Here is a 22,964-nt window from a genome sequence, read left to right on the forward strand (position 1 = left end):
GCAAAATTACAAGGCCAGGAAGAAGCCGGCGATGGTGGCACTCATCAAATTCGACAGAGTCCCTGCGGCCACCGCTTTCAAGCCAAAACGCGCGATATCATGGCGGCGGTTCGGGGCCATGCTACCTAACCCGCCCAACAAGATGGCGACCGAGGACAAGTTGGCAAAACCACACAATGCAAAGGAGATAATGGCTTTGGTATGGTCAGAAAGCACCTGCAAACCGGCCGCGCGCACCAGCTCTTCCGCCTGTAGATACTGACCGAAATTCATAAATGCCACGAATTCGTTCACGATAATCTTTTGGCCGATAAATGAGCCAGCGACCATAGCTTCACTCCACGGAACCCCGATCAGATAGGCAATCGGCGAGAAGACCCAGCCCAGAATTAGTTCCAGAGAGAGTTGCGGATAATCGAACCAGCCACCAATCCCGCCGAGAATACCATTTAGTAATGCAATCAATGCAATAAAGGCCAGTAACATCGCCCCGACATTCAGCGCCAGTTGCAGACCAGAAGCCGCGCCAGACGCCGCAGCATCAATGATGTTCGCCGGGCGATCATCTTCAGCAATCAAGGTGGCAGCATCCACATTATCGTGAGTTTTCTCAGTCTCCGGCACCATCAGTTTGGCAAAAAGTAACCCACCGGGGGCGGCCATAAAGGAGGCGGCAATCAGATATTCTAAGGGTACGCCCATTTGCGCATAACCGGCTAACACCGAACCGGCAACCGAAGCCAAACCACCACACATTACGGCGAACAATTCGGATTGGGTCATGGTGGCAATATAGGGACGCACCACTAATGGAGCTTCAGTTTGCCCAACAAAAATATTGGCGGTCGCGGAGAGGGATTCAGTACGCGAAGTCCCCAATAGCTTTTGTAAGCCGCCGCCTAATACCTTAATCACCAACTGCATTACGCCGATATAATATAAGACGGCAATTAATGAGGAGAAAAATACAATGACGGGTAATACTCGCAGGGCGAATACAAAACCACCGCCGCCGAAGACTTCAAACATTTTGTCGGAAACCAAACCGCCAAACATAAATGAAATCCCGTGATTGCCGTAAGCAATAACATTCGCCACACCTTCAGACATACCACCCAGGATGCGACGGCCTACCGGTACATATAAAATCAGTGCGCCAATACCCACCTGAAGAATAAATGCCCCAACTACAGTGCGGATATTAATCGCCCTAAAATTACTTGAAAGAAGCACGGCTATTAATATCAGTACTGCCATTCCGACTAAACTCATGAGCATGCCGATAATCCTGTTAATGATTTGTATTGAAATAATGTGGCGTGGATTATACCGGCATGATCTGGCGTTCAAACAATCTCTGTCACAAATAAACACAACTAAAAGTAACCGTAAGGTAATTAACGTGATGGAAATCACATTAAAATAATAAATAAAGCATAGTTCGCTAACTATTAGTGCGGTTTACTCGGTGAAATAAAAATTTAGCGTGCGGATTTATCGACTGGCGGCAATTGAAATAAGCGCTGACTGTTGTGCAAAAGGTGAGTAGCAATCTCTTCGGGTGCTTCTTGGCGTAACTCGCACAATGCAGCGAACACATTAGCCGCTCGCTCTGGCCGATTAGGTTGTCCCTGAAAACCGGCGAGTGGCATATCCGGCGCGTCCGTCTCCAGCAATAACGCAGATAGCGGTAACTCAGCCATGACATTTCGCGTTTTCTGCGCCCGTTCATAAGTGATGGTTCCGCCCACACCAATGTAATAACCCAAGCGAATAAATGCCTGCGCCTGCACTAAGCTGCCCGCAAAACCGTGTACCACCCCTGCACGTGGCAAAGCTGCTTTACGCAATGCTGCGGCCAGTTGATCATGCGAACGGCGCGAATGCAAAATAACCGGGAGATCATACTGCCTGGCGAGCTTCAACTGGGCGTTTAAAAATGCCAATTGGCGGGGTAATTGCGGCTCATCCATATAGAGATCCAAGCCAATTTCCCCCACCGCGACCAGTTTTTCTGTTTTATCCGCCAGCGCTGCGGCTAAAGCGGCTAAATCAGCTTCCTGATGCTGCGCAATATATAACGGATGTAGGCCCAGTGCCGCAAATAGTGGCGGATAGTGAGCTGCCAAATCGAGAATACGCGGGAAATAATTCGCACTGACGGCAGGCACAATAATTTGCCTGACATTGGCTTGCGCGGCACTCATTAAGCTGGCTGTTTCTGCGCCGCTGAAGGGCGGAAAATCAAAATGACAGTGTGTATCGATAAAATAGTGCGTATCGATAACATTAGGCACTTGCCCACTAATCAATGCCATTACGCGCTATCACCTTTGGTTTTCGCCGCTTCTGGCGGCAAGATAACCTCCGCTTGCAGCGACTTCTTTTTGCTCTGTGTCGTGGTCGGAATAATCAGCCCACTGCCCGCCACTGTCATCTGCGGCGGAAGAGAGTGATGCGTGATTTTCGCAGCATCAGGCGGCGCGATGATATCCGGCGATTGAGTGATATCAAATGAATAATCATCATTATCAATCAAGTCGGCCATATCATCTGGTTGGTTAATATCTTGCGGCTGGATCATCCGGCGAGAAAGAGAAATCGAGGTTTTCTCACCGTTGCTCTCCGACTGCTCCAATTGATCCCGAGGCAGCAGCCAGTGCCCGACTGTTGCCAGAAAATAACGGCCACAACGACGCCCTAAATGATAATCACGATTCAGAGCCGCAATCCGGCTACCCAGAGCATTACTGGCCAGCGGTTTAGGCGGAAAAATCTCGAAAATGCGCAAGTCACCTGGTGGCTTTTCAATAAATTGCTGAATACGATGATAACTCTGCTCATGCTGCTGCATAATTCGCACCAGTTGCTGCAAGCTGCTTTCACTCAGCCAATGCTCCATCCGCTTCATCCATTGCGGCGTATAATAAGCTTGCGAAGGGACAGTGCGGATGACCACGATCGTATCGGCTCCACGACGATAAGCTTCCTCCACCGGAATAGCATCACTAATACCGCCATCCTGGTAACTAACACCATCTAAATCAACCCCTTGGCGATATAGACCCGGAATGGCACTGGAGGCTTTAATTGCCGGTAACCAGCTTTCTCGCGTGGGGGATATATAGGTAGGTTCGAAATCATCACTGCGACAAGCGCACATAAGAAACTCACGGCCCTCACGGAGATGCTGTTCAGCTTGATCCATCGCCAGCGGTAACTGCTGGGAGGTAATATCCACTAGCCAGTCGAGATCAATTAAGTGCCCACCACGAACAAAGCGCAATGGATTGAAGAAATTAGCGGTGGTAGTGTAACGGGTAATCACGCGACGCGCGTAGCCGGGTTGACCGCAGATAAAAGCAGAGAGATTTTGCGCGCCAGCGGAGGTGCCAATCATGAGATCAAAAGGGTTAAAGCGGGCGCGCTGGAATTCATCCAGCACACCGGCTGTAAAAATTCCCCGCTGCCCGCCGCCCTCGCAAACCAACGCCATTTTACCGGGTTGGTATGGTTTATAGGCGAGGGGCTCAATATTACCGAGCGTGATAGGTATTCTGTATCCCACCATCCATCCTTAATTCCGTTACAGCAGATGTTGAGAATACCTCTTCTTACCGGTGCTGTAACCCTCGCACCTGTCTAAAGACGCTTACGTCCTGTAAACAGACTGATAAGGAATAGAATAATACCGACGACAAAAACAACTTTTGCGGCCCAGGCTGCTGTACCGGCTAGCCCACCAAAACCTAGTGCTGCCGCGATTAACGCAATAACCAGAAATATAATGCCCCAGCGAAACATAAGCTTCTCCTTCCCGTTTAAAAAAATGACTTTATACCCGTCATACTTCAAGCTACAGGTGTGTTAGCTGCACTCGTTACTCGGCCCGTCCATGGGCCTCGCCTCTGCGAGGCCGCTGCAAACAGCGTTCAAATCTACTCCCGGCAGATTTGTCACCCGAATCACTTACCAATGTAAGCTCATCGGGAGTCACTCGTTTGCCGCCTTCCTGCAACTCGAATGATTTAAGGTATGTAAACTCGCGTTCAAAAATCACTCTTTAACCCTTCTGCCTATTTAACAGTAGCGTATTTGGCAGAAGTCGTATTATTTGGATTTATTGGATGAGTTATTTAGCTGACAAACTTATTAAGTTAAGCGGTATTTCGTGGGTTATATTGCGGCCCCACGAAACACCCATCAGCTTGATAACAATTAAGGCTTGATGCTGAGGTCGTTTTTAACGCTTTTTACGCCATCAACGGCTTTAGCAATACTTTCGGCACGTTCGGCCTGAGCTTTATTCTCAACATTACCGGACAATTGCACTACACCATCAGTGGTTTCTACTTTAACTTTACGTGATGGGACAATGTCATCTGCCAATAATTTGGCTTTAATTGAACTGGTGGTTGCCGCATCACCGGCATATTCGCTGACTGATTGTGATTTCTGATCTTTCACATGTAACTTATCGCTGACGGATTTAACGCCTTCAATATTTTTGGCGATATCTACTGCGGTTTCAGCTTCAGCCTGAGAAGTGACAAAACCACTCAGCGTCACTACACCATGGTTAGTTTCAACTGAGATATCAGTGCTTTTAAGGGTTTTTTCTTCCAGCAAAGCACTTTTTACTTTAGCTGTTGCGGCACTGTCACCCATGTAGTTATCAACTTTCTTCATCGAACTATCGAGTTTCGCACCGGCGCTGTCCACAACGTTGTCAGTCTTATTAAGCATGGTGTCTTCAGCGAACACGCTACCACTCATCAGTGCGGTACCTAAAACAACAGCCATCATTGAACGGGCAAATTTTGTGTTTGTCATCGATTTCTTCCTTTTTGTTTGGAATCCAAAACTGGAATAACTTCCCCAGCTCTCGGATCCTTACGCCACCTTATATGGGTGGGCATTTGATGAATACTTTACGATTATTGCAGGTTAGCTGACTCGAATTTAATACAAGCCTGTCCTGCCGGTATCTATAAAGATAGAGCATCCCAGGAGAATTACAGTCGGAATCGGCCTAAAGTCAGAATATTATGATTAAGTAGGAGTTATCTTAGAGAAATAATAATGAGAGAAATTTATGAATCGGGGCACGGAGTACCCCGACAGAATGCGGCTTGCAGCTTGATTAATGCTCGCGCGTTTTACGGAAACGGACTTCCGGGTAGCGCTCTTGCGTAATATTAAGATTGACCATCGTTGGGGCGATATAGCTCAAATTATCACCGCCATCCAGTGCCAGGTTAACCTCATTCTTACGTTTAAACTCTTCGAATTTCTTCACATCGTCACATTCAACCCAACGCGCGGTTGATACGTTAACCGATTCATACACCGCTTCCACGTTGTATTCGCTTTTCAGTCGTGAAGAAACCACTTCAAACTGTAGCACACCGACGGCCCCGACAATCAGATCGTTGTTGGTCAGTGGGCGGAACACTTGCACCGCGCCCTCTTCTGACAATTGAACCAATCCTTTGAGCAATTGCTTCTGCTTCAATGGGTCACGCAGACGAATACGACGGAACAATTCAGGGGCAAAGTTCGGAATACCGGTGAACTTCATATCTTCGCCTTGAGTGAAAGTATCACCAATCTGAATAGTACCGTGGTTATGCAGGCCGATAATATCCCCTGCATAGGCTTCTTCAAGGTGAGAACGGTCACCAGCCATAAAGGTCAGCGCGTCTGAAATCACCACATCTTTCTTAGTGCGCACCTGCCGCAGTTTCATTCCTTTATTAAAGCGACCAGAAACCACGCGCAAGAAAGCCACACGGTCGCGATGTTTCGGATCCATATTGGCTTGAATTTTAAAGACAAAACCGGTGAATTTCTCTTCAGCAGCCACTACTTCGCGGGTATCGGTTTTACGCGGCATTGGTGCCGGTGCCCACTCAACCAAGCCATCCAACATATGGTCGACACCAAAGTTGCCCAAAGCGGTACCAAAGAATACCGGGGTTAAATCACCCGACAGGAAAGCTTCATGGTCAAACTCATGAGATGCCCCCTGAACCAGCTCCAGCTCTTGGCGGAACTGTTTAGCCAGATCTTCACCTACGGCAATATCCAGATCCGGGTTATTCAGCCCTTTAACAATGCGCACTTCCTGGATAGTGTGGCCTTTACCGGTCTGGTACAGGTAAGTTTCGTCTTTATAAAGGTGGTAAACCCCCTTAAACAACTTACCACAGCCAATCGGCCAAGTTATTGGTGAACAAGCAATTTTCAGCTCACGTTCCACTTCATCCAGCACTTCCATCGGATCACGAATATCGCGGTCCAATTTGTTCATAAAGGTCAGAATCGGCGTATCACGCAGACGGGTAACTTCCATCAGCTTGCGGGTTCGGTCTTCGACCCCTTTAGCCGCATCAATCACCATCAAACAGCAGTCAACGGCGGTCAGAGTACGGTAAGTATCTTCGGAGAAGTCTTCATGCCCTGGGGTATCAAGTAAGTTAACCAGGCAACCGCCATAAGGAAACTGCATCACAGAAGTGGTGATGGAGATACCGCGTTGCTTTTCCATTTCCATCCAGTCAGATTTGGCATGATGGCTTGAGCCACGGCCTTTTACTGTACCGGCGGTCTGAATGGCGTTCCCGAACAACAACACTTTTTCGGTAATGGTAGTTTTACCGGCATCGGGGTGGGAAATGATGGCGAAAGTACGTCTTTTCGCAACTTCCAGTGCGTATTCACTTGGAGACATAGTTTGAAATTCTACTTTTAGGCCGCCCTGCTCTGGGCCGCATATCTCATTGATATGCGGCCCAAGCAAAGCAAGGCATTGATTATGGCGCTATACCCTTTTACTTAAAAAGCCGCGTGATACGCAGCGACTCCTATCACTTTTGGGTATAAGTGGTTATAGCGCGGTATTTTCCCTGATTTATGCGGGATAGACAATTTTTTCAAGACAAACAGTCATTATTCGAGACAGAAAATCGGCAAAAAGGCACTATCCCATCGGTAAGGCCATCATAATGGCATCTTCGCGGCCATCTGCACTGGGATAATAGTTGCGGCGCACGGAAACCTCGTTAAAGCCAAGGCTCTCATACAATGCTATTGCACGTGAATTTGAGGCCCGAACTTCGAGCCACAGCGTGACAATATTGCGCGTTTCCAACTGCGCAATGACATGCTCAAGCAGCAAACGACCACAGCCTTGGCGCTGATACTGCGGATCAATAGCAATATTAAATAGCGTTGCTTCATCCAATACAATTTGGGTGATAGCAAAACCTGCCATTTGCTCCCCAACACTCAGTTTGAAATTGAGGTAGCGCTCACCTTGATTGCTGGCTAAGGTTTTTGCCGTCCACGGGAAAGCATGGCTGGCTTGCTCAATTTGGTACGCGGTGGCCAGATCGGCCGGCGTCAGGATAGAAATCTGCTTCATGATGACAAATCTGCTGCCAAAGTGCGCGCTTAGCGCTCGCGTCTTGATAAAGTCCGGTCAATGCCGGGCTGTGTAACTGCGCACCCGCAACCGCAAGCGGTTCACTGATGCCCAATCGCCAACTGTTACATTGTGTCTCTTCGGGTAACATCGCCACCTGATCCGGCGTCAGCACATAAACTTGACGGGGAGTGAGCCCGAGGCTGCGCAACACATCACACAACAGCGGATCGTCCTGCTCAGGAAGCGGATCGGCCACAATCAACAAGCGGGTATCATCGGGCAAGCGTATGGCAATTTCGCCCTGCAAGACGGCCGGGCGGCGCAATGTCCACTGCGTAATACCAAGCTGTTGTAACAGCAAGTCTCGTCTTGATGCCATGCCCTTTCCTGTCAAAGCGACCCGTATTTCAGCGCTATGCTAGCAAACCCATAGAACATGCGCCAACAAACCTCTGCTTATCAGCCGTGCCTTAAACATGTTCGTGCTAAATATATTTAGCTAATCAGTTTCAAATCCGCTTTGCGTAAGCGCTTTTGCTCCTGATAGAAATTTTCATGGGAACTGAGACTCAAAAGATATAATTCGATTTTCTGTTCGATCCAACTGTAACCCAACAACGCCAGTTGATTATTGAGTTGAAACTTATGTACCCGAAGATAACTTAGGTCACCTTTTTTTAATTCGCCCATTTCTGGGGTCGTAATGATTAACTCGATTTGATCTTCGACAACCATAAGTTGTTGTTCAGAAAGTCGTTCTAACGCTTTAGAGAAGCGACTACTTTCATAAATATCAATTTTCATCCCGCTTGGTTCTTCTGACATAACGTGACACCTTCTTATTCTCTATTTCGCTTTTTGCCAGTAAGGTTTCCAGAATAAAGTTGTAAGGCAGATCAGGATTATCCTCAGCGATACGACCAATTTTTGCCCAGTGTTCGATCTGCTTCGGTACGCTACGGCTCGATGCTTCAGCGTGAATTTTAACGTCAGTGACAAAATCCTCATCCAGACGAATACTGATTGCCATAGTTTTACTCCTCTTTGCGCAATTTTTAACGTGCGTAGCTGCACTTTTCGTCGTGTAAACGCACCATTTCATGTACAGATCACACACAATGTCATTGTGTGGCAGAAGAACGCAAAATGCAACAATTTGTCGCACTAATACTCATCTCTACTTTGTCTAAAAAATACAAAAATAGAGGTTGAGCCAACAAACCTCTATAATCGCCGATTATATTCTTAAGGAGCCAAAGACTGATGTCTGCATTAACCCCAGCCAGTGAAGTGATACTGCGCCATAGTGATGAATTTATAGCCCGCCACGTGTTGTTTGCCGGTGATTTACAAGATGCGCTGCCAGCGCAATTTGATGCAGCCGGGATACGGGTTCACACCAATCAATATCACCACTGGCAATTACTGAGCAATACGCTGGAAGAGAATGTTCAATTCGGTCTTGTGGCAACCCCCGAAACAGTTGCAACCTGCGATACGCTGGTTTATTACTGGCCCAAAAGCAAACAGGAAGCTCAGTTCCAACTGGCGAATTTGCTGTCCTTGCTGCCCGTCGGTTGCGATATTTTTGTGGTGGGCGAAAACCGTAGCGGAGTGCGCAGTGCAGAAGAAATGCTGTCAGAGTTTGCGCAATTAACCAAAATTGATAGCGCCCGCCGTTGTGGCCTCTATCATGGTCGCCTGGATAAACAGCCGGAATTTGATGCCGATGCCTGGTGGGAAAGCTATCAGGTGGGTGATGTCATCGTAAAAACCCTGCCGGGTGTATTCAGCCGCGATTCGCTGGATTCTGGCAGCTATCTGCTGCTCTCCACTTTTAGCGAGCCGTTTAAAGGCAGCATACTGGACGTGGGTTGTGGTGCCGGCGTGTTGGCCTCGGTGCTGGCCCCAAAAATGCCAAAAATCAAATGGACCCTGAGTGATGTATCCGCGGCCGCAATTGAATCCAGCCGGGCAACATTGGCGGCAAATAATATCGACGCGCAAGTGATTGCCAGCAATGTCTACTCTGACATTAAAGGCCGCTTCGAGATGATTATTTCCAATCCACCTTTCCATGATGGGATTCAAACTAGCCTGACGGCAGCTGAATTACTGATCCGTGGAGCAACCGCGCACCTGCATGTGGGCGGTAAATTGCGTATCGTGGCGAACTCCTTCTTGCCTTACCCTGCACTGCTGGATGCCGCATTTGGCAGCCATGAAGTGCTGGCGCAGAATGGCCGCTTTAAGGTCTATCAAGCAACTGTCGGGCGTCCGCCACGCGATCCTAAGAAAAAACGTTAATATTATCAGTCAGTAATATTAAGCGTTAAGATAAACCATCCCTTCCGCGCCGTAGCGTTCCCCTGCTGCGGCTTGGAATGGGAATACGGCATCCAAAGCCGCCAACTCTTGCTCAGTGAGCACCACATCCAATGATCCCAAATTCTCGTCCAGATAACTGCGCCGCTTGGTCCCAGGGATTGGCACGATGAATTTCCCCTGCGCCAGCACCCAGGCTAATGCTAATTGTGACGGTTTAACCCCTTTATCTTGCGCCATTTTGGTCACTATATCGGCCAATGCTAGATTCAGAGCAAAGTTATCGCCTTGAAAACGTGGGTTATTACGGCGAAAGTCATCAGCGGCTAAATCATTCGGGCTGCGTATCGCACCAGTCAGAAAACCACGACCTAGTGGGCTATAAGCCACAAATCCTACCCCTAATCTTTCGCAGGTCGCCAAGACCGAAGTTTCCACATCCCGCGTCCACAGTGAGTATTCACTCTGCACCGCAGTAATCGGGTGTACCTGATGGGCTTTTTCTAATGTTGCTGCCGAGACTTCACTCAGGCCGAGGTAGCGAATTTTACCGGCGGTGACCAAATCAGCTAGCGTCCCAATGACATCTTCGACGGGAACCGTCGGATCGCCACGATGTTGGTAGTAAAGATCAATAACATCAACACCTAAGCGTTTGAGGCTGCCGTCAACAGATTGGCGGATATAATCAGGGCGGCTGCTGACACCGCGAACCGTTGGATCTGTCGGGTCGCGCACAATGCCGAACTTGGTGGCTAAAAAGACTTGATCACGCTTGCCCTTAATCGCCCGCCCAATTAGCTCTTCATTGGTAAAGGGGCCATACATATCGGCGGTATCAAGCATCGTCACACCCAACTCCAATGCCCGATGTAGCGTAGCAACGGACTCATTAACATCCTGATGAGTAGAATAAAAATCACTCATTCCCATGCAGCCAAGACCCAAAGCAGAAACCAGTGGGCCATTTGAACCTAATTGACGTTGTTGCATTACGATACTCCCCATTAGTGGTGTCGGAAGAAAGTGTGGTTGTTTAGCGAGGAAAGATAAATAATGCAGATCACTCATCACTGTTCAAAAAACACCAACAATAGGCGAGCGCAGTTATGGATCAGATACAAGCCATGCGGATTTTCGTCCGTATTGTTGAATTGGGCAGTTTCAGCCGCGCCGCAGAAAAACTGCAATTACCGCGCGCCACGGTCAGCCATACCCTAAAGCGATTAGAGCAGCGTTTAGGCGTTCGCTTACTGGTGCGGACCACCCGGCAAGTGAATATCACCGCCGAAGGCACACTGTATTATCACCGGTGTCTGCAATTATTGTCGGCGTTTGAAGAAGCCGACTCACTGTTCAGCCACCAGCGGTTGCAACCGGAGGGGAAGGTTCGCATTGATATGCCACACTCACTGGCGCGCAATGTGGTCATCCCGGTTTTGAGTGATTTTTATCAGCGTTATCCTCATATCACCCTGATTCTTGGCGCAAATGACAGCACCATCGATCTGCTGCGCGAAGGGGTAGACTGTGTATTACGAGCTTGGTTGCCCCGCGATGAACAATTGGCCGCACGTAATATTGGTCAGCAACCACAAATCACCTGTGCCTCCCCGGCTTATTTGGAAAAATACGGTGTTCCGATGTCACTAGATGATTTAACGGGCCATCAAGCGGTAGGCTATTTCTCACAGTTAAATAATCGCGATTATCCGTTGGAATTTATTTATCAGGGGAAGGTTGAAAACCGTGTTTTGCCCAGTATTTTAAGTGTCAGTGGTGCAGATGCTTATATTGCAGCAGGGGTCGCGGGTTTAGGATTGATTCAAGCACCAACAACGGGAATTCAGCACCAATTAGCACAAGGCGAATTGATTGAAGTACTTTCCCATTTGCCGCCGCCTGTGATGCCGCTGTTTATCATGTACCCGCCGGGGCGTTTTTTGGCGCCAAGAGTTAGGGTGCTAATTGACTGGCTAATCGAACTATTCGCCCATTATCCGGCCAAATCAGATGACTTTGGGGACAAAGCATAAAAGAAGAAAGACTTCAGTAATCAAATCAATTGCTCAATATATGATGCTTTTTACAGCAAACACCCCAATGAGGGGAAATAAGTATTGACCTGAACGCGAAAATCTCTAGAATTCGCCCCCGTAGTACAGATTTATATTGCACAGCACATGCGATGGTGGCGGAATTGGTAGACGCGCTAGCTTCAGGTGTTAGTGTTCTTACGGACGTGAGGGTTCAAGTCCCTCCCTTCGCACCAAGCTGGTGATATAAATCCTAAGCTTTACTCTTTTCACGATATATCCTAAATAATTCAAGTTGCAGGAATGCGGTAAACGCATATGCAATTAGAAGTATGAAAGGGATAAGCAGTAAGAAATCATTTGGGCGATGGTGGCGGAATTGGTAGACGCGCTAGCTTCAGGTGTTAGTGTTCTTACGGACGTGAGGGTTCAAGTCCCTCCCTTCGCACCACGATGATTTCTAATCTCAGCACGGCCAACCTCTCATTTCCTATAGCAATATTCTGTCAACACACACCAGTAGCATCACGTAAAATTAATGGTGCATCAAGACTGCGACTATACCCGCCAAAAGCGCCAGGCAAGATGGCAATAACAGAAAATGCCGCAATCGTGCGTGATACAGCATGCTCACCGTCGCCAGCATGGCGACTATAATCAAAACCCGTAACTGACCCACCGTGATATCAGCCCACCCCAGCACCGGTAACAAAGCAAAAGGCAGTAACATCCCCCAGCCACTGGACATCCCACGACTCAATAAACCGCTTATCCCCCATGAACGGTAAACTGCAAATCTGGCTGTAGTCATAATGCCCCACTCAAGTGATAATGATAACCAATAGCATATATCACTCTGGCACAATCTGCATCATGAAGTTATTGCAAGAAAACGCCTGATTTGACTGATCCTGTGGCATTGATACCATCGATATATCAGACGAAAAGAGTAAATTGATTAGTTGATCGACATCATGATGACAGGATGAAACAAAAATGGTAATTTTGATTAAGAAAATTCCTAGATCAATGTTAAAACGCTTCAAATAAAAATAATTACTTAAAATAACTATTTATCGTGATGCTCAAATAAAAGGGCTTCATGAGGATATTGTTTATTTGTCTACTGACAGCACGACATTATGCAGAGTGAATTAAATATGAATAGCTATTCCTACGACCAGCTTCTGAAAAGTAAGCATCGGCTCTCTTTGCTGCTTTTTCTATTTCTTAATGCGTCGTCAGCTATTTTTAGTATGATATTACCCTCTCCTGAAACGCCAGCAGTGACATTGCCTATCGTTATGATCACGATTATCAGCCTCAGTGCAGCGGGGTATTTGGTTTTTATTTCGAAGAATTATGTCGATAAATTGAATTTATTTTCAATTACTATGGGTGTGCTTTGGGCCTGGCAAATCATTCTTAAATATGAATATCTGGGTACCAATGAAAATAACTACTTATTGCTTAGCCTGTTTACCATTTTCTTTATCAGCACGATTGCGCTGTCGGATAACTTTCTTGCCTTTTGTCTACATACCGTCCCTTCTGCACTTACGGTTATTTTTCTGGATGATTTTCAAAATATTTTCCGCATCATATTCACTGTCATGTTGCCTCTGATTGGCTTTTCTTTACATCATTTGATGCTGCGCCGCAGTGATGACTTCACCCGCAAACTCGTGGCACACCTTTATAACGAAAGAGAAAAATTCAGTGATTTAAGCATGATAGACCCGCTCACCAGTTTGTATAATCGCCGAGGATTGGAAAATAAACTAGAGACACTGCTCGCACAGTCTCCCGGTAATCATTACGTGCTGCTACTCGATATCGACCACTTTAAAGCCTATAACGATAATTATGGCCATACTATGGGAGATCAGGCATTGGTGCGCGTGGCGGCCGCTATTCGTGATGCTGTCCGTTCGCGCGATATCGTGGTGCGCTATGGCGGCGAAGAGTTTTTAGTGTTGCTGACACATGTGAGTGAAGAATATGCCACACAGTTAGCTGAGCGCGTACGACAGCGAGTTTTAGGGCTTGATATTCCACATGTTTTCAATCATAAAGTGTCCACAACCGTCACCTTAAGTGCCGGAATTTCGCCGTTACAATCCTATGATTTGGCCTCCTCACTTAAAGCCGCAGATGAGGCGCTTTATCGGGCTAAAAAAGATGGCCGGAATAAGGTCGCATTTGCCAAAGATGAATTATCAAAAATTGAATCTTCACCCTGACAAAATGGCTGAAAGTAGCGCTTAATGATTAATTCTTATGTGAATGCTTGAGTTGAATACTGCGGTATTATATTTCTCTTTTATTTTGTTATTAAATCCTTTCATTACATATACAAAAATAGCCCTCTCGCTCATCTGGCGGTAGATAACATCTATACCCGTTTATTCTGCAAACTGTATCTGTGTTAACTGCGTTTATTCTCCCTAATCACTGACTTATGTAAGCCTCTTGGGGACTCTTTCAATTACCGCCTTCCTGCAACTCGAATTATTTAATCTAATCATTCTAACTTTCCCAATCAAAGCATAATTAGTTTGTCATTGACTTTATTATTCCTATCTCAACATCAATCACTCCTTCCCATAAAGTTACCTATTGGTGAAATCAATACCGGAATATCAGTAATGATTATCATTTATATTATATAAGGATAACTTAAAGGAAAGTGTGCAAAACGGAACGAGAAGAGGACATATAAGCCCGGCAAATGACTCTCTTACCGGGCTTATCCTAAACCACTACATTAGAAAGCAACTGACCCCTGCACAAAGAAAGTCCGCGGCTCACCGACATACTTACCTGAGTTATTATCATTGGAGCGTGTGAAATAGCGCTGATCAAACAGGTTTTTTACCCCCGCGCCCAAGGTCAAATTTGACCAAGCTGGCCCGAAATTATATTCAGCACGAGTATTCCATACCATATACCCAGGGATGGTACCAAACTGACCATCAGCACTTTCTGCCGTAATATACTGCGGACCCGTTCCCGGTGACTGTTGCTGGGATTGTGCATAGCTGTCCAGATTCCAGACCCAATTACCGGTTTCATAGCGAGTGCCCAGGGTATAGACCTGACGTGAATAGAACGGCAAATCTTTACCGGCAAAAGCACCGCCGTTCGTCGTCGCTTTGGTATAGGTATAGCTGGAGTAAACGCTTACGCCATTCAGCGTTGAATTGAGTTCACTCAAATCATAACTAAACGCCAATTCCACACCTTTATGGCTCGTCGCGCCAAGATTTGTCCAGCCGATATCATTGCTGATGTATTGCAGCTGATTATCAAAGTCGATATAGAAAAATGTCAGTTCGCCGGTGATAGCCGTATCATCAAAACGGGTACCAAGTTCGTAGCTGTGAGCTTTTTCAGCCGTCAGGCCCGGTGCCGGTGCATTCCCCTTGCCGCCCCGACTGAGCTGGAAGTACTGCATACTACCAAATGAAGTATTGGCATTACCAAACAGCTTCCATTCATCGGACATATGGTACATCACGTTAAGTGAAGGTAATGGTTCACTGTATTGCATCTCGCGGTGCGTATTAGCAAAAGAATCATCCACATTGGTGCGGATATTCTCATAACGCAAACCTGGGGTAATAGTCCAGTTTGAGATGTTAATTGCGTCATCAATATACACGGCGTGAGCTTCGGTGCCCCCCCGAGGTATGCTGGTAATATTGTGGCGTGGCGGGCATCGACGTCACAGTCGCGGGCTTATACCAAGGGGAGCGATAGGCTTTCTCATCCGCAGTTTCATTCAAATAGCGGTAACCAAGAGTAACTTCATGGGCGCTGCTGCCCATTCTAAATAACTGTGAATAGCTTGGCTCAATAGCATAAGTGGTGTAATTGCGCGGGTAAGCCACCATACGCCGTTGGCCGAGATTAGCGCCAGTACCTTCCGATTCAATATTGCTACCCCGGAAGCTTTTAGTGAAATACGTCAGCAACTCAAATTGGCGATCATCTTCCTGATGGATATATTTGAATGACATATCACGGCGTCGCCCATCAAACTGATCATAAGGGCGAGTTGATTGGAAAGGATTCTGGGCATATTGTGCGCTGGTTAATCCACCCGGCATACCAGCATGTGCTTCGTAATAGTGGAAGTTTGCTTGTAATTCATCGTGTTCTGTCAGCTGATAGCGTGTTTTCAGCATAAAATCGTCGATATCAGTATTATCATTGTTATCGCGATAGCCCTGACCATGCAGGCCAGAATAAAGTAACGCCGCGCCAAAACCGTTATCTGCGGTACCGCCCAATGAGGCGCTGCTCAAGGTTTTTAAACCGCCGTGGCTGGCACCCTGAGTTTGGGCGCTGACTGCTCCACTGAAATCTTTCGGGATAACCTTGGTGTTAAAGTTGATGATACCGCCTACGTTTTGCGGCCCATAACGTACTGCCCCACCACCACGAATGACATCAATAGATTGTAAATTACCGATGGAAAGCGGAGCCATAGAGAGTTGCGGCTGACCATAAGGTGCCACTGCCAGCGGGATGCCGTCCATCAAGATAGTTGAGCGCGGAGATAAGCGGGAGGTCAGGCCACGAACCCCCACATTCAGTGAAATATCACTGCCGCCCGTGCCGTTACTTTCGCGCACTTGGACACCAGGAATACCACGCAGTGAATCACCCACCGTCTGAGCACCCTTTTCGTGAATACGTTGCTGGGTAACAATAGTGCGTGCGCCGGGGTGATTTAAAACAACCGTGCTGTTATCAGTATTATCAAGCCAGTTGCCGACGACTGAGAGTGTGTCACTGTTGTTCGTTTTAGCTTCAACTGAGTTATCAGCCTCTGGTGAGGCCTTTTTCTCTGCGGCAACAGCCGGTAATGCCAGCGCGACAGAGACGGCCAGCAAGGATAAACGGTAAAACATTAACATTTTGGGCCTATTGCGAAAGGAGTTGTGTCTGAACGTGTTTTTTTGGAAACGCTAATCTTAATGATTACTTTTCCCAAGTAAATAAATTTTATCGCAGATAAGCAGATTATTATTTGTGATTAAAACTAAAAGTGCGGGAGTAAAAACCATCTAAAAATAAGGGGTTAAGTGTCATAGCGAGCGCTGCAATAACTTACCCTGAGTTATTGCAGCATGCTGCGGCGACAAGGGTGCAAGCTGTTTGACTGCCCAAAGCTATTGGTGTTGCAGCTAACAACGCTGCGGCGTCAAGGGCGCAGGGCAGTGACCCAAAACACGCCGCTATAATCTATAGCGGTAAACTTTTGATGGATCATTTCCAAATCGGCCTGTGGATCCAAATCGGCGAATAATTCTGGGTGAAGGAATTTGGCAATAGCTTCTACAGCGACCACATTGAGCGGGCTGTCATAGAACTGATGATAAACCGCCATCACTTTTTTATCCTGCACGGATTTCAATATACTGACCCCCGTTCGCCCCATTAAATGGGCCAGTTTTGTTTGTGTTGTTGCAGTATCCGTGTTGTAGCCCAAGGGCACGGCCACCGAGCCTTTATGGCCCCGACTCCAATCAGCGCCCGTCATCAGATAAAAATCTGGGTTGCTGGCAATGAGTTGCTCGACGTTAATTTCGCCGCCCATTTCTGGGAAAAGTTGGCTACCCATATTATTCCCGCCAGCCTCGGCAATAAATTGCCCAAAACTGCCTTTACCGAAAGTTGAGCAGCACGTCTCACCCGTCATTCCAGCGTGGCGCTCAATGAAAACACTGGGGCGCTGTTCTGGTTTAAGGGTGGCGACCCGTTGGCGAATCAAGTTAAGCCGTTGCTGATAAAACTGGATAAAGTCTTCGGCATTTTTCTCTTCGCCAAATACCTTACCGAGCAGTTGCATACTGGGAATGGTGTTAGTCAGCGGTTGCTGGCGGAAATCAATAAACAACACTGGAATACCCGATTTATCCAACTGGGCCAACACGCCACTGGCTTTGAGTTTTGCCAGCAATCCGGTATCAAAGATGATTAAATCCGGTCGCAATGAAACCGCCCGTTCGACACTGAAATCAGTGACATAGGGATTATCGAATATGGGGATATTGTTCACTTCTGGGAATTTTTTAGCATAGGCCTCTACCAGATCAGCAGCTTTCACTTTAAGTGAATTATCCCAGGCAATGATACCTTTGAGCGGGGTTTGTGGATGGATAATATTCAATGCCATCAATGCCCTGGCATCCGCTAATATCACGCGGGAAGCCGGCTGAGCTAATGTCACCTGTCGGCCGGCAACATCTGTCACCACGATCGGCTCAGCTAAAACAGAAAATGATGCTGTTATCGTCAGACACACAGCGACTAAGGATAAAAACCGGCTAACGATGCGACCGAGCATGAAATGTCCTTTGGTAAAATTGAATGCTAATGATAATCCATATCTTTTGAGAAATTGAATCATTGTCTGCAGTGTGGCGATAAATTCTTTTCAAGAGGGGAAAATAGGGGTTATTAGGTCATTTTACATAATTTGAGAACTACGCATTACGTGACTCCGCGCATTGCGGCTATCTATCAAGGCCAGTTAGAATGAGTTAACAGCGACTGATTCACTCGGTGAAAGTATTAACCTGTGAAAAACAATAAACGTATTAGCATCAATGACATTGCCAAATTGGCTGACGCTACCGAAGATAATTTTCTCTGGTTTTTTCCTCAATGAGCAGCGCTGAGCCGGTTGCGACTCCGGCGCTAGTAGCGTCGTGGCAGCGCTGCCAAAAACTGATGCAAGCCCAGCAATGGCGGGTTCCTCACCGGGCGGTGGGGGCAACTTTTCAGTCAATTTGTCAGCGAAAAAATGACTTACTGGTGTTAGGCCAAGCCGCACTGGAAGATGCTTATGAATACATGGAATCGCGCCATTGTGTTCTGCTAATTCTCGATGAAAGTGGCTGCACCTTGTGGCAATGCGGCCATCCACAGACCATCAGTCAGTTACAAAAATTGGGCATTGATAGTGGCAGTTATTGGACTGAGGGATTAATCGGCACCAATGCCCCTGCGCTGGCAATAGCTGAAGGGCATCCAATACAGGTCAGCGGCCAGCAACATTTCAAGGAAGCGCTGCACCCGTGGCAATTTTGTGCAACCCCGGTGTATGACAATAGTGGCCGTCAACGGGCTGTGATTGTTCTGGGAAGTTTACTGGTTGATAACGCCGCCAGTGATTTACCGCTGACACTAGCCATTGCGCGAGAAATTGGCAATTACCTCCATGCCGACACCTTATTGGCAGAAACTAACCGTCATCTGAATGAACTCAATGCCCTGCTTGATGGGGTTGAAGATGGTGTAATGGCTTGGGATCAACGGGGGTGTCTGCTGTATCTTAACCGCCGTGCAGCCGCTATTTTGCAACTCGATGAAACCAGCAGCCTCGGCAAACCCGTCACAGATTTACTCACCCTCCCCGCCTTGCTGACCCAAGCTATTTTGCACCGCAATCCTCTTAGCCATGTGGAGGTGACCTTTGAAAATCAGCAGCAATTTATTTCTGCGCTATTGACCCTCAAACCCATTCCCGATGGCGATCGCTGTGGTTTTATTGCACTTTTGCATCCGCAAGAATTACTACGGCAAATGATTCATAACCAATTAGGGCGAGCCAGTTATACCTTTGACGACATGCCCGTCGCGTCACTAGAAATGCGCCGTTTAATTCGCTATGGCAAACAGGCCGCCAAAGGCCGACATCCCATTTTACTGCATGGGGAAGAAGGTGTCGGGAAGCAACAATTGGGACAGGCGATTCATAATGCCAGCAATCGAGCAGCCGGCCCGTACATCGTATTGAATTGTCAGGCATTACCACAAAATCTTATGGCGCGGGAATTTCTTGGCTGCGATGCCAGTGAAGGCGAATCTGGGCAACCCAGCAAATTTGAGTTAGCCAACGGCGGCACCTTATATCTGGAGCAAGTCGAATATCTATCACCAGAAATGCAGTCTGCTCTGCTGCAAATTGTCAAAACCGGCATGGTCATGCGAGTAAACTCTAATCGGGTAATCCCAGTGGATGTGCGGATCATTACAGCTACTGGCGCAGACCTGCCTTTGTTAGTAAAACAAGGGCATTTTCGCCGCCAGCTGTTCTATACCCTGCAATCTTTCGAGCTCCATATCCCCCCTTTGCGCCAACGACAGCAAGATATTCCGCTGCTGGTTCAGCATACGCTGGCAAGTCTTGGTCAACATTTTCACTGCCAATATCAGCCAGACGAAAATGTTATTCGCCAATTGTGCCAATACCCATGGCCCGGTAATGATCAGGAGCTTAAAAGTGTGGTTGAGCGGGCCGCAATGGCCTGCCGCAACAACCGGATCAATCTCAATGACTTGCCAGAGCATCTGTTAGGCGAAAAATTGTTATTAGAGCCAGATATGCCGCAACCTCAGCCAGTCTTATCACTACAAGAATTAGAAAGACAGGCTATTATTCGCGCCGCATTAGTCTGCCAGGGACAACTGAGTGAAATGGCCATTTTATTGGGAATAAGCCGCACAACATTATGGCGAAAAGTAAAACTCCACCGACTCGATATCCACCAATTCAAGGGCGGTGAATCGTTGCCAGTTTAGCCTCTATGAAGCACCCCTTAGTGACAAATTTTCACCAGATTAAATCCGCATAGTATTACTGTCCATTCTGGAGAAATTTTGTGTTAACAGAGCATAATATAAAAATGAAAATTAATTTCATTTTTATGAGTGTGGTTTAATTTATTATTGAATTAATAAAAATAATTACTTATCTATTTAACATGATTTACAGAAATTTAAAATGCATCAAATACGCAGATGAATAAAGAGAACCTGTTATTTATAATAGTTACTCATTAAATATATCCCTATAAATTAACTGCTAAAAAACCATCAAAAAACTATAATTTGATAAACATGTATATCAATGGGTATTTATAAAAGCTTGCCGAAAAGAGATCTTTGAGATATAAAAACAGCGAAATAAAAAAACATTTAAGACACCATTATAAAAAAACTTAATTAATATATATTATTTTGTATTATTTATTTTAATTAATATTTCTCATCAATAACAACCTAGTAAGGTAGGATATTTTTATCATGGGAATTAAATATAAAATCATTCAATTTAATATAAATGAATTTGGTGTGGATATTGAATCAATTCAAAATGAATTGTCATTTGAAAACTTAGTTTGGGATACTAATGATATAAAATTATCTCAATTGAGATTTCTTATCAGTAAATGCTTTGAAAATAGGAAAATAATTATTCAGGAAGCCCAACGCTATCTTGATAACAACTTGCCCCCCAAGGGTATTCAAGCACTGATATCTACTTTATCTGTACCTGATAAAAAAACCTTTCACGCCTATAGGGCTTTTAGAAAAAGAGGAATTTGCCAATTCGTTGTCGAATATATTGATAATAAATGGGCGGTAAATAATATTGATCTTCCCGCATTAACCAATTTTACTCAACATGCTGACCATCAGTTAGATTTAAGGCAATTAATACGCCGTTTTCCACCAATGGACCGGGCCGCCATCGAATCTCCGACATTGAGGATATTAATTAAGAACTTCGTAGAAATGCTATGTGAATGTGAACCTAAACGAGAACTAAAAAAAATTGAAGTCACTTGTCATCAAGTATCTTTGATTATTGATAGCTCAATACATTCAGTGTCCAATTCACCTGAAGGTTTACATCAAGATGGTAGCAACTATATTGTATCCGCATTAGTTATTGATAAATATAATATTGAAGGTGGTGAAAGTAAACTTTACTGTACAGAAAAAGATGAATTTATTAAATCACACACATTAGAGCCGGGTGAGGGGTTATTCCATATAGATAAAGGCTCAACTATTTGGCATCAGGTGACACCGATAAAACTAAAGAAACCATCGATGGAAATAGGATATAGAAATATATTAGGTTTTGATTTCAATTATATACTTTAATTATAACTTCATACAAAATAAATTTATAACATGCAAAAAAAACAAAGTATCATATTATCGTTACTATTTTTCATTCATGGCGTTACTTATGCCAGTTTGGTTCCATGGATTCCAGATTTAAAAGAAAAATTCAATCTCAGTAATTATATGGTTGGCATTATGATTTCAGCTATTCCGGCTGGATCAATAATTTTTGGATTGTTCGCTAATAAGTTTATAAATTTCATTGGATTATATTTAGCAACAAATATAACTTTTTTATTTCTAATCATTTTTATATCAACAGTAGCATTTTCATCATCATGGTATGAAATAACATTATTACTTTTTATATTCGGTATTTTTGACTCTTGGGGGGATACTTGTATCAATGTACAGGCTCTCAATATACAACAATCTTATGGGAAAAGTTTGATTAATCGGCTTCATGGTGCTGGTAGTATCGGCACAATCTGGGGAGGACTCGTTGCAGTAGCCGCTATTGGGTTAGGATCTTCAATGGAAAAATTTAACCTTACATTACTCATTTTAAATTTAATAACATTGGTTATTTACATTTTATTATTTAAAAAAGAATATTTGCAGAGTAAGTTTTCTTTTCGCAAAAAGACTCAACGAGGGGCAAGAATATCAGAAATACAACTTTATATTATAGCCTTAATTATACTTGTATTTACATGCAGTATAGAGGAGACCGCGAGTATCTGGGGTGCCATATATATGAAGGAAATTTATAACGTTTCATCAGTCATTTCTGGCTTACCCTATCTCACCTGTCAACTATGTATCGTTATTGGTCGTATTTTCGGTGATCACTTTACAAATAAGTTTGGTAAAATGATTATTTTAAAATATGGGATTATATTATCTATACTTGGAATAATTTCAATAATAAGCTTTCATTCTACAATTTTTACAATCCTTGGTTTCTCTCTCATTGGATTAGGGATATCTGTTATATTTCCATTAACAATATCTTTTATTGGGCAATTATCTAATATAAATGCAACAAGTGGGATTACTTTCGCCACATGGATGTCAAGAGTGGGTTTATTGATCACACCTCCTTTAATAGGTTTATTCGCAGATTTGACATCACTGAGAATAGCTTTTATCGCCATACTAATTGTTTGTGTATTAATATTTTCGTTAATTAATATTTTATCAGAGAAATCAATTCGGCTAGATAATTGATATTAGGAAAA

The 22,964-nt window shown here is 45.3% G+C and carries 19 protein-coding genes, 2 tRNA genes and 1 pseudogene; 8 read left to right on the forward strand and 14 right to left on the reverse strand.

Features of this window, described 5'->3' with window-relative positions; all coding sequences use genetic code 11:
- Positions 1–6: 6 nt before the first annotated feature.
- From DX162_RS03025 to DX162_RS03070, 10 genes are all read right to left on the reverse strand, one after another.
- The gene (locus tag DX162_RS03025; RefSeq protein WP_072076380.1) at positions 7–1,278 is read right to left on the reverse strand and encodes a NupC/NupG family nucleoside CNT transporter; all 1,272 of its coding nucleotides are present in this window, start codon (positions 1,276–1,278) and stop codon (positions 7–9) included.
- A gap of 203 nt (positions 1,279–1,481) precedes the next feature.
- A complete protein-coding gene (locus DX162_RS03030) occupies positions 1,482–2,318 on the reverse strand; it encodes a TatD family hydrolase (RefSeq protein ID WP_032819341.1) in 837 nt (278 codons plus the stop codon).
- Positions 2,318–3,571: a patatin-like phospholipase family protein gene (locus DX162_RS03035; RefSeq protein WP_004389382.1), complete on the reverse strand. Its 1,254-nt coding sequence runs from the start codon at positions 3,569–3,571 to the stop codon at positions 2,318–2,320. Before DX162_RS03035 ends, DX162_RS03030 begins: the two co-directional genes overlap by 1 nt.
- 71 nt (positions 3,572–3,642) lie before the next feature.
- On the reverse strand, positions 3,643–3,804 hold the full coding sequence (locus tag DX162_RS03040) for a DUF1328 domain-containing protein (RefSeq protein ID WP_004389381.1): 162 nt from the start codon (positions 3,802–3,804) through the stop codon (positions 3,643–3,645).
- Between the two features lie 414 nt (positions 3,805–4,218).
- Positions 4,219–4,833, reverse strand: coding sequence for a molecular chaperone OsmY (osmY, locus tag DX162_RS03045; RefSeq protein ID WP_049562054.1), 615 nt, complete (start codon positions 4,831–4,833; stop codon positions 4,219–4,221).
- 310 nt (positions 4,834–5,143) lie between these two features.
- Positions 5,144–6,733, reverse strand: a complete 1,590-nt coding sequence (gene prfC, locus DX162_RS03050; protein ID WP_049562052.1) for a peptide chain release factor 3 — start codon at positions 6,731–6,733, stop codon at positions 5,144–5,146.
- Between the two features lie 249 nt (positions 6,734–6,982).
- Complete coding sequence (gene rimI / locus DX162_RS03055; RefSeq protein WP_032819340.1) at positions 6,983–7,426, reverse strand: ribosomal protein S18-alanine N-acetyltransferase; 444 nt, start codon at positions 7,424–7,426, stop codon at positions 6,983–6,985.
- Positions 7,371–7,808: a DNA polymerase III subunit psi gene (locus DX162_RS03060; protein WP_032819338.1), complete on the reverse strand. Its 438-nt coding sequence runs from the start codon at positions 7,806–7,808 to the stop codon at positions 7,371–7,373. The genes rimI and DX162_RS03060 overlap by 56 nt, the downstream gene beginning before the upstream one ends.
- Positions 7,809–7,924: 116 nt before the next feature.
- On the reverse strand, positions 7,925–8,254 hold the full coding sequence (locus tag DX162_RS03065; RefSeq protein WP_032819337.1) for a type II toxin-antitoxin system RelE/ParE family toxin: 330 nt from the start codon (positions 8,252–8,254) through the stop codon (positions 7,925–7,927).
- Positions 8,223–8,459 carry a TA system antitoxin ParD family protein gene (locus DX162_RS03070; RefSeq protein WP_004389373.1) on the reverse strand — a complete coding sequence of 79 codons (237 nt, stop codon included), beginning with the start codon at positions 8,457–8,459 and terminating at the stop codon, positions 8,223–8,225. The genes DX162_RS03065 and DX162_RS03070 overlap by 32 nt, the downstream gene beginning before the upstream one ends.
- Before the next feature lie 233 nt (positions 8,460–8,692).
- On the opposite strand from DX162_RS03070, the gene rsmC reads away from it, so the two are divergent.
- Positions 8,693–9,736, forward strand: a complete 1,044-nt coding sequence (gene rsmC, locus DX162_RS03075) for a 16S rRNA (guanine(1207)-N(2))-methyltransferase RsmC (RefSeq protein ID WP_004389372.1) — start codon at positions 8,693–8,695, stop codon at positions 9,734–9,736.
- An 18-nt stretch (positions 9,737–9,754) separates the two neighbouring features.
- Here rsmC and DX162_RS03080 read toward each other — a convergent pair whose 3' ends face one another.
- On the reverse strand, positions 9,755–10,747 hold the full coding sequence (locus tag DX162_RS03080) for an aldo/keto reductase (protein ID WP_004389371.1): 993 nt from the start codon (positions 10,745–10,747) through the stop codon (positions 9,755–9,757).
- 116 nt (positions 10,748–10,863) lie between these two features.
- Here DX162_RS03080 and DX162_RS03085 point away from each other — a divergent pair, with 116 nt between their 5' ends.
- The 3 genes from DX162_RS03085 (at position 10,864) to DX162_RS03095 (ending at position 12,241) form a co-directional block, all read left to right on the forward strand.
- On the forward strand, positions 10,864–11,790 hold the full coding sequence (locus DX162_RS03085) for a LysR family transcriptional regulator (RefSeq protein WP_004389370.1): 927 nt from the start codon (positions 10,864–10,866) through the stop codon (positions 11,788–11,790).
- Positions 11,791–11,939: 149 nt separating this feature from the next.
- Positions 11,940–12,026 (forward strand) — tRNA-Leu (locus DX162_RS03090).
- A 128-nt stretch (positions 12,027–12,154) separates the two neighbouring features.
- Positions 12,155–12,241 (forward strand) — tRNA-Leu (locus DX162_RS03095).
- A gap of 84 nt (positions 12,242–12,325) precedes the next feature.
- Here the strand turns inward: DX162_RS03095 and DX162_RS03100 are convergent.
- Positions 12,326–12,601, reverse strand: coding sequence for a DUF1435 domain-containing protein (locus DX162_RS03100; RefSeq protein WP_050413790.1), 276 nt, complete (start codon positions 12,599–12,601; stop codon positions 12,326–12,328).
- Positions 12,602–12,932: 331 nt separating this feature from the next.
- On the opposite strand from DX162_RS03100, the gene DX162_RS03105 reads away from it, so the two are divergent.
- Positions 12,933–14,033, forward strand: coding sequence for a GGDEF domain-containing protein (locus DX162_RS03105; protein WP_004389368.1), 1,101 nt, complete (start codon positions 12,933–12,935; stop codon positions 14,031–14,033).
- A 524-nt stretch (positions 14,034–14,557) separates the two neighbouring features.
- Here DX162_RS03105 and DX162_RS03110 read toward each other — a convergent pair.
- Positions 14,558–16,715, reverse strand: a pseudogene (locus tag DX162_RS03110) (TonB-dependent receptor family protein).
- Between the two features lie 287 nt (positions 16,716–17,002).
- Positions 17,003–18,148, reverse strand: a complete 1,146-nt coding sequence (locus tag DX162_RS03115) for an ABC transporter substrate-binding protein (protein ID WP_032819336.1) — start codon at positions 18,146–18,148, stop codon at positions 17,003–17,005.
- A 320-nt stretch (positions 18,149–18,468) separates the two neighbouring features.
- Here DX162_RS03115 and dhaR point away from each other — a divergent pair, with 320 nt between their 5' ends.
- The 3 genes from dhaR to DX162_RS03130 all read left to right on the forward strand — a co-directional run bounded on the left by dhaR (position 18,469) and on the right by DX162_RS03130 (position 22,953).
- The gene (dhaR, locus tag DX162_RS03120; protein ID WP_004389362.1) at positions 18,469–20,388 is read left to right on the forward strand and encodes a dihydroxyacetone kinase operon transcriptional regulator DhaR; all 1,920 of its coding nucleotides are present in this window, start codon (positions 18,469–18,471) and stop codon (positions 20,386–20,388) included.
- Between the two features lie 504 nt (positions 20,389–20,892).
- On the forward strand, positions 20,893–21,759 hold the full coding sequence (locus tag DX162_RS03125; RefSeq protein ID WP_004389361.1) for a 2OG-Fe dioxygenase family protein: 867 nt from the start codon (positions 20,893–20,895) through the stop codon (positions 21,757–21,759).
- A 30-nt stretch (positions 21,760–21,789) separates the two neighbouring features.
- Positions 21,790–22,953, forward strand: coding sequence for an MFS transporter (locus DX162_RS03130; protein WP_004389360.1), 1,164 nt, complete (start codon positions 21,790–21,792; stop codon positions 22,951–22,953).
- Positions 22,954–22,964: the final 11 nt, after the last annotated feature.

The organism is Yersinia kristensenii (genome assembly GCF_900460525.1).
Lineage (GTDB): Bacteria > Pseudomonadota > Gammaproteobacteria > Enterobacterales > Enterobacteriaceae > Yersinia > Yersinia kristensenii.

Bases quoted from the DNA above. Each gene is read 5' to 3' on its own strand.
- DX162_RS03025 (WP_072076380.1), bottom strand. From the start codon at position 1,278: ATGCTCATGAGTTTAGTCGGAATGGCAGTACTGATATTAATAGCCGTG.
- DX162_RS03040 (WP_004389381.1), bottom strand. From the start codon at position 3,804: ATGTTTCGCTGGGGCATTATATTTCTGGTTATTGCGTTAATCGCGGCA.
- dhaR (WP_004389362.1), top strand. From the start codon at position 18,469: ATGAGCAGCGCTGAGCCGGTTGCGACTCCGGCGCTAGTAGCGTCGTGG.
- rimI (WP_032819340.1), bottom strand. From the start codon at position 7,426: ATGAAGCAGATTTCTATCCTGACGCCGGCCGATCTGGCCACCGCGTAC.
- DX162_RS03080 (WP_004389371.1), bottom strand. From the start codon at position 10,747: ATGCAACAACGTCAATTAGGTTCAAATGGCCCACTGGTTTCTGCTTTG.
- DX162_RS03030 (WP_032819341.1), bottom strand. From the start codon at position 2,318: ATGGCATTGATTAGTGGGCAAGTGCCTAATGTTATCGATACGCACTAT.
- prfC (WP_049562052.1), bottom strand. From the start codon at position 6,733: ATGTCTCCAAGTGAATACGCACTGGAAGTTGCGAAAAGACGTACTTTC.
- DX162_RS03105 (WP_004389368.1), top strand. From the start codon at position 12,933: ATGCAGAGTGAATTAAATATGAATAGCTATTCCTACGACCAGCTTCTG.
- osmY (WP_049562054.1), bottom strand. From the start codon at position 4,833: ATGACAAACACAAAATTTGCCCGTTCAATGATGGCTGTTGTTTTAGGT.
- DX162_RS03085 (WP_004389370.1), top strand. From the start codon at position 10,864: ATGGATCAGATACAAGCCATGCGGATTTTCGTCCGTATTGTTGAATTG.
- DX162_RS03070 (WP_004389373.1), bottom strand. From the start codon at position 8,459: ATGGCAATCAGTATTCGTCTGGATGAGGATTTTGTCACTGACGTTAAA.
- DX162_RS03115 (WP_032819336.1), bottom strand. From the start codon at position 18,148: ATGCTCGGTCGCATCGTTAGCCGGTTTTTATCCTTAGTCGCTGTGTGT.
- DX162_RS03100 (WP_050413790.1), bottom strand. From the start codon at position 12,601: ATGACTACAGCCAGATTTGCAGTTTACCGTTCATGGGGGATAAGCGGT.
- DX162_RS03125 (WP_004389361.1), top strand. From the start codon at position 20,893: ATGGGAATTAAATATAAAATCATTCAATTTAATATAAATGAATTTGGT.
- DX162_RS03130 (WP_004389360.1), top strand. From the start codon at position 21,790: ATGCAAAAAAAACAAAGTATCATATTATCGTTACTATTTTTCATTCAT.
- DX162_RS03060 (WP_032819338.1), bottom strand. From the start codon at position 7,808: ATGGCATCAAGACGAGACTTGCTGTTACAACAGCTTGGTATTACGCAG.
- DX162_RS03035 (WP_004389382.1), bottom strand. From the start codon at position 3,571: ATGGTGGGATACAGAATACCTATCACGCTCGGTAATATTGAGCCCCTC.
- rsmC (WP_004389372.1), top strand. From the start codon at position 8,693: ATGTCTGCATTAACCCCAGCCAGTGAAGTGATACTGCGCCATAGTGAT.
- DX162_RS03065 (WP_032819337.1), bottom strand. From the start codon at position 8,254: ATGTCAGAAGAACCAAGCGGGATGAAAATTGATATTTATGAAAGTAGT.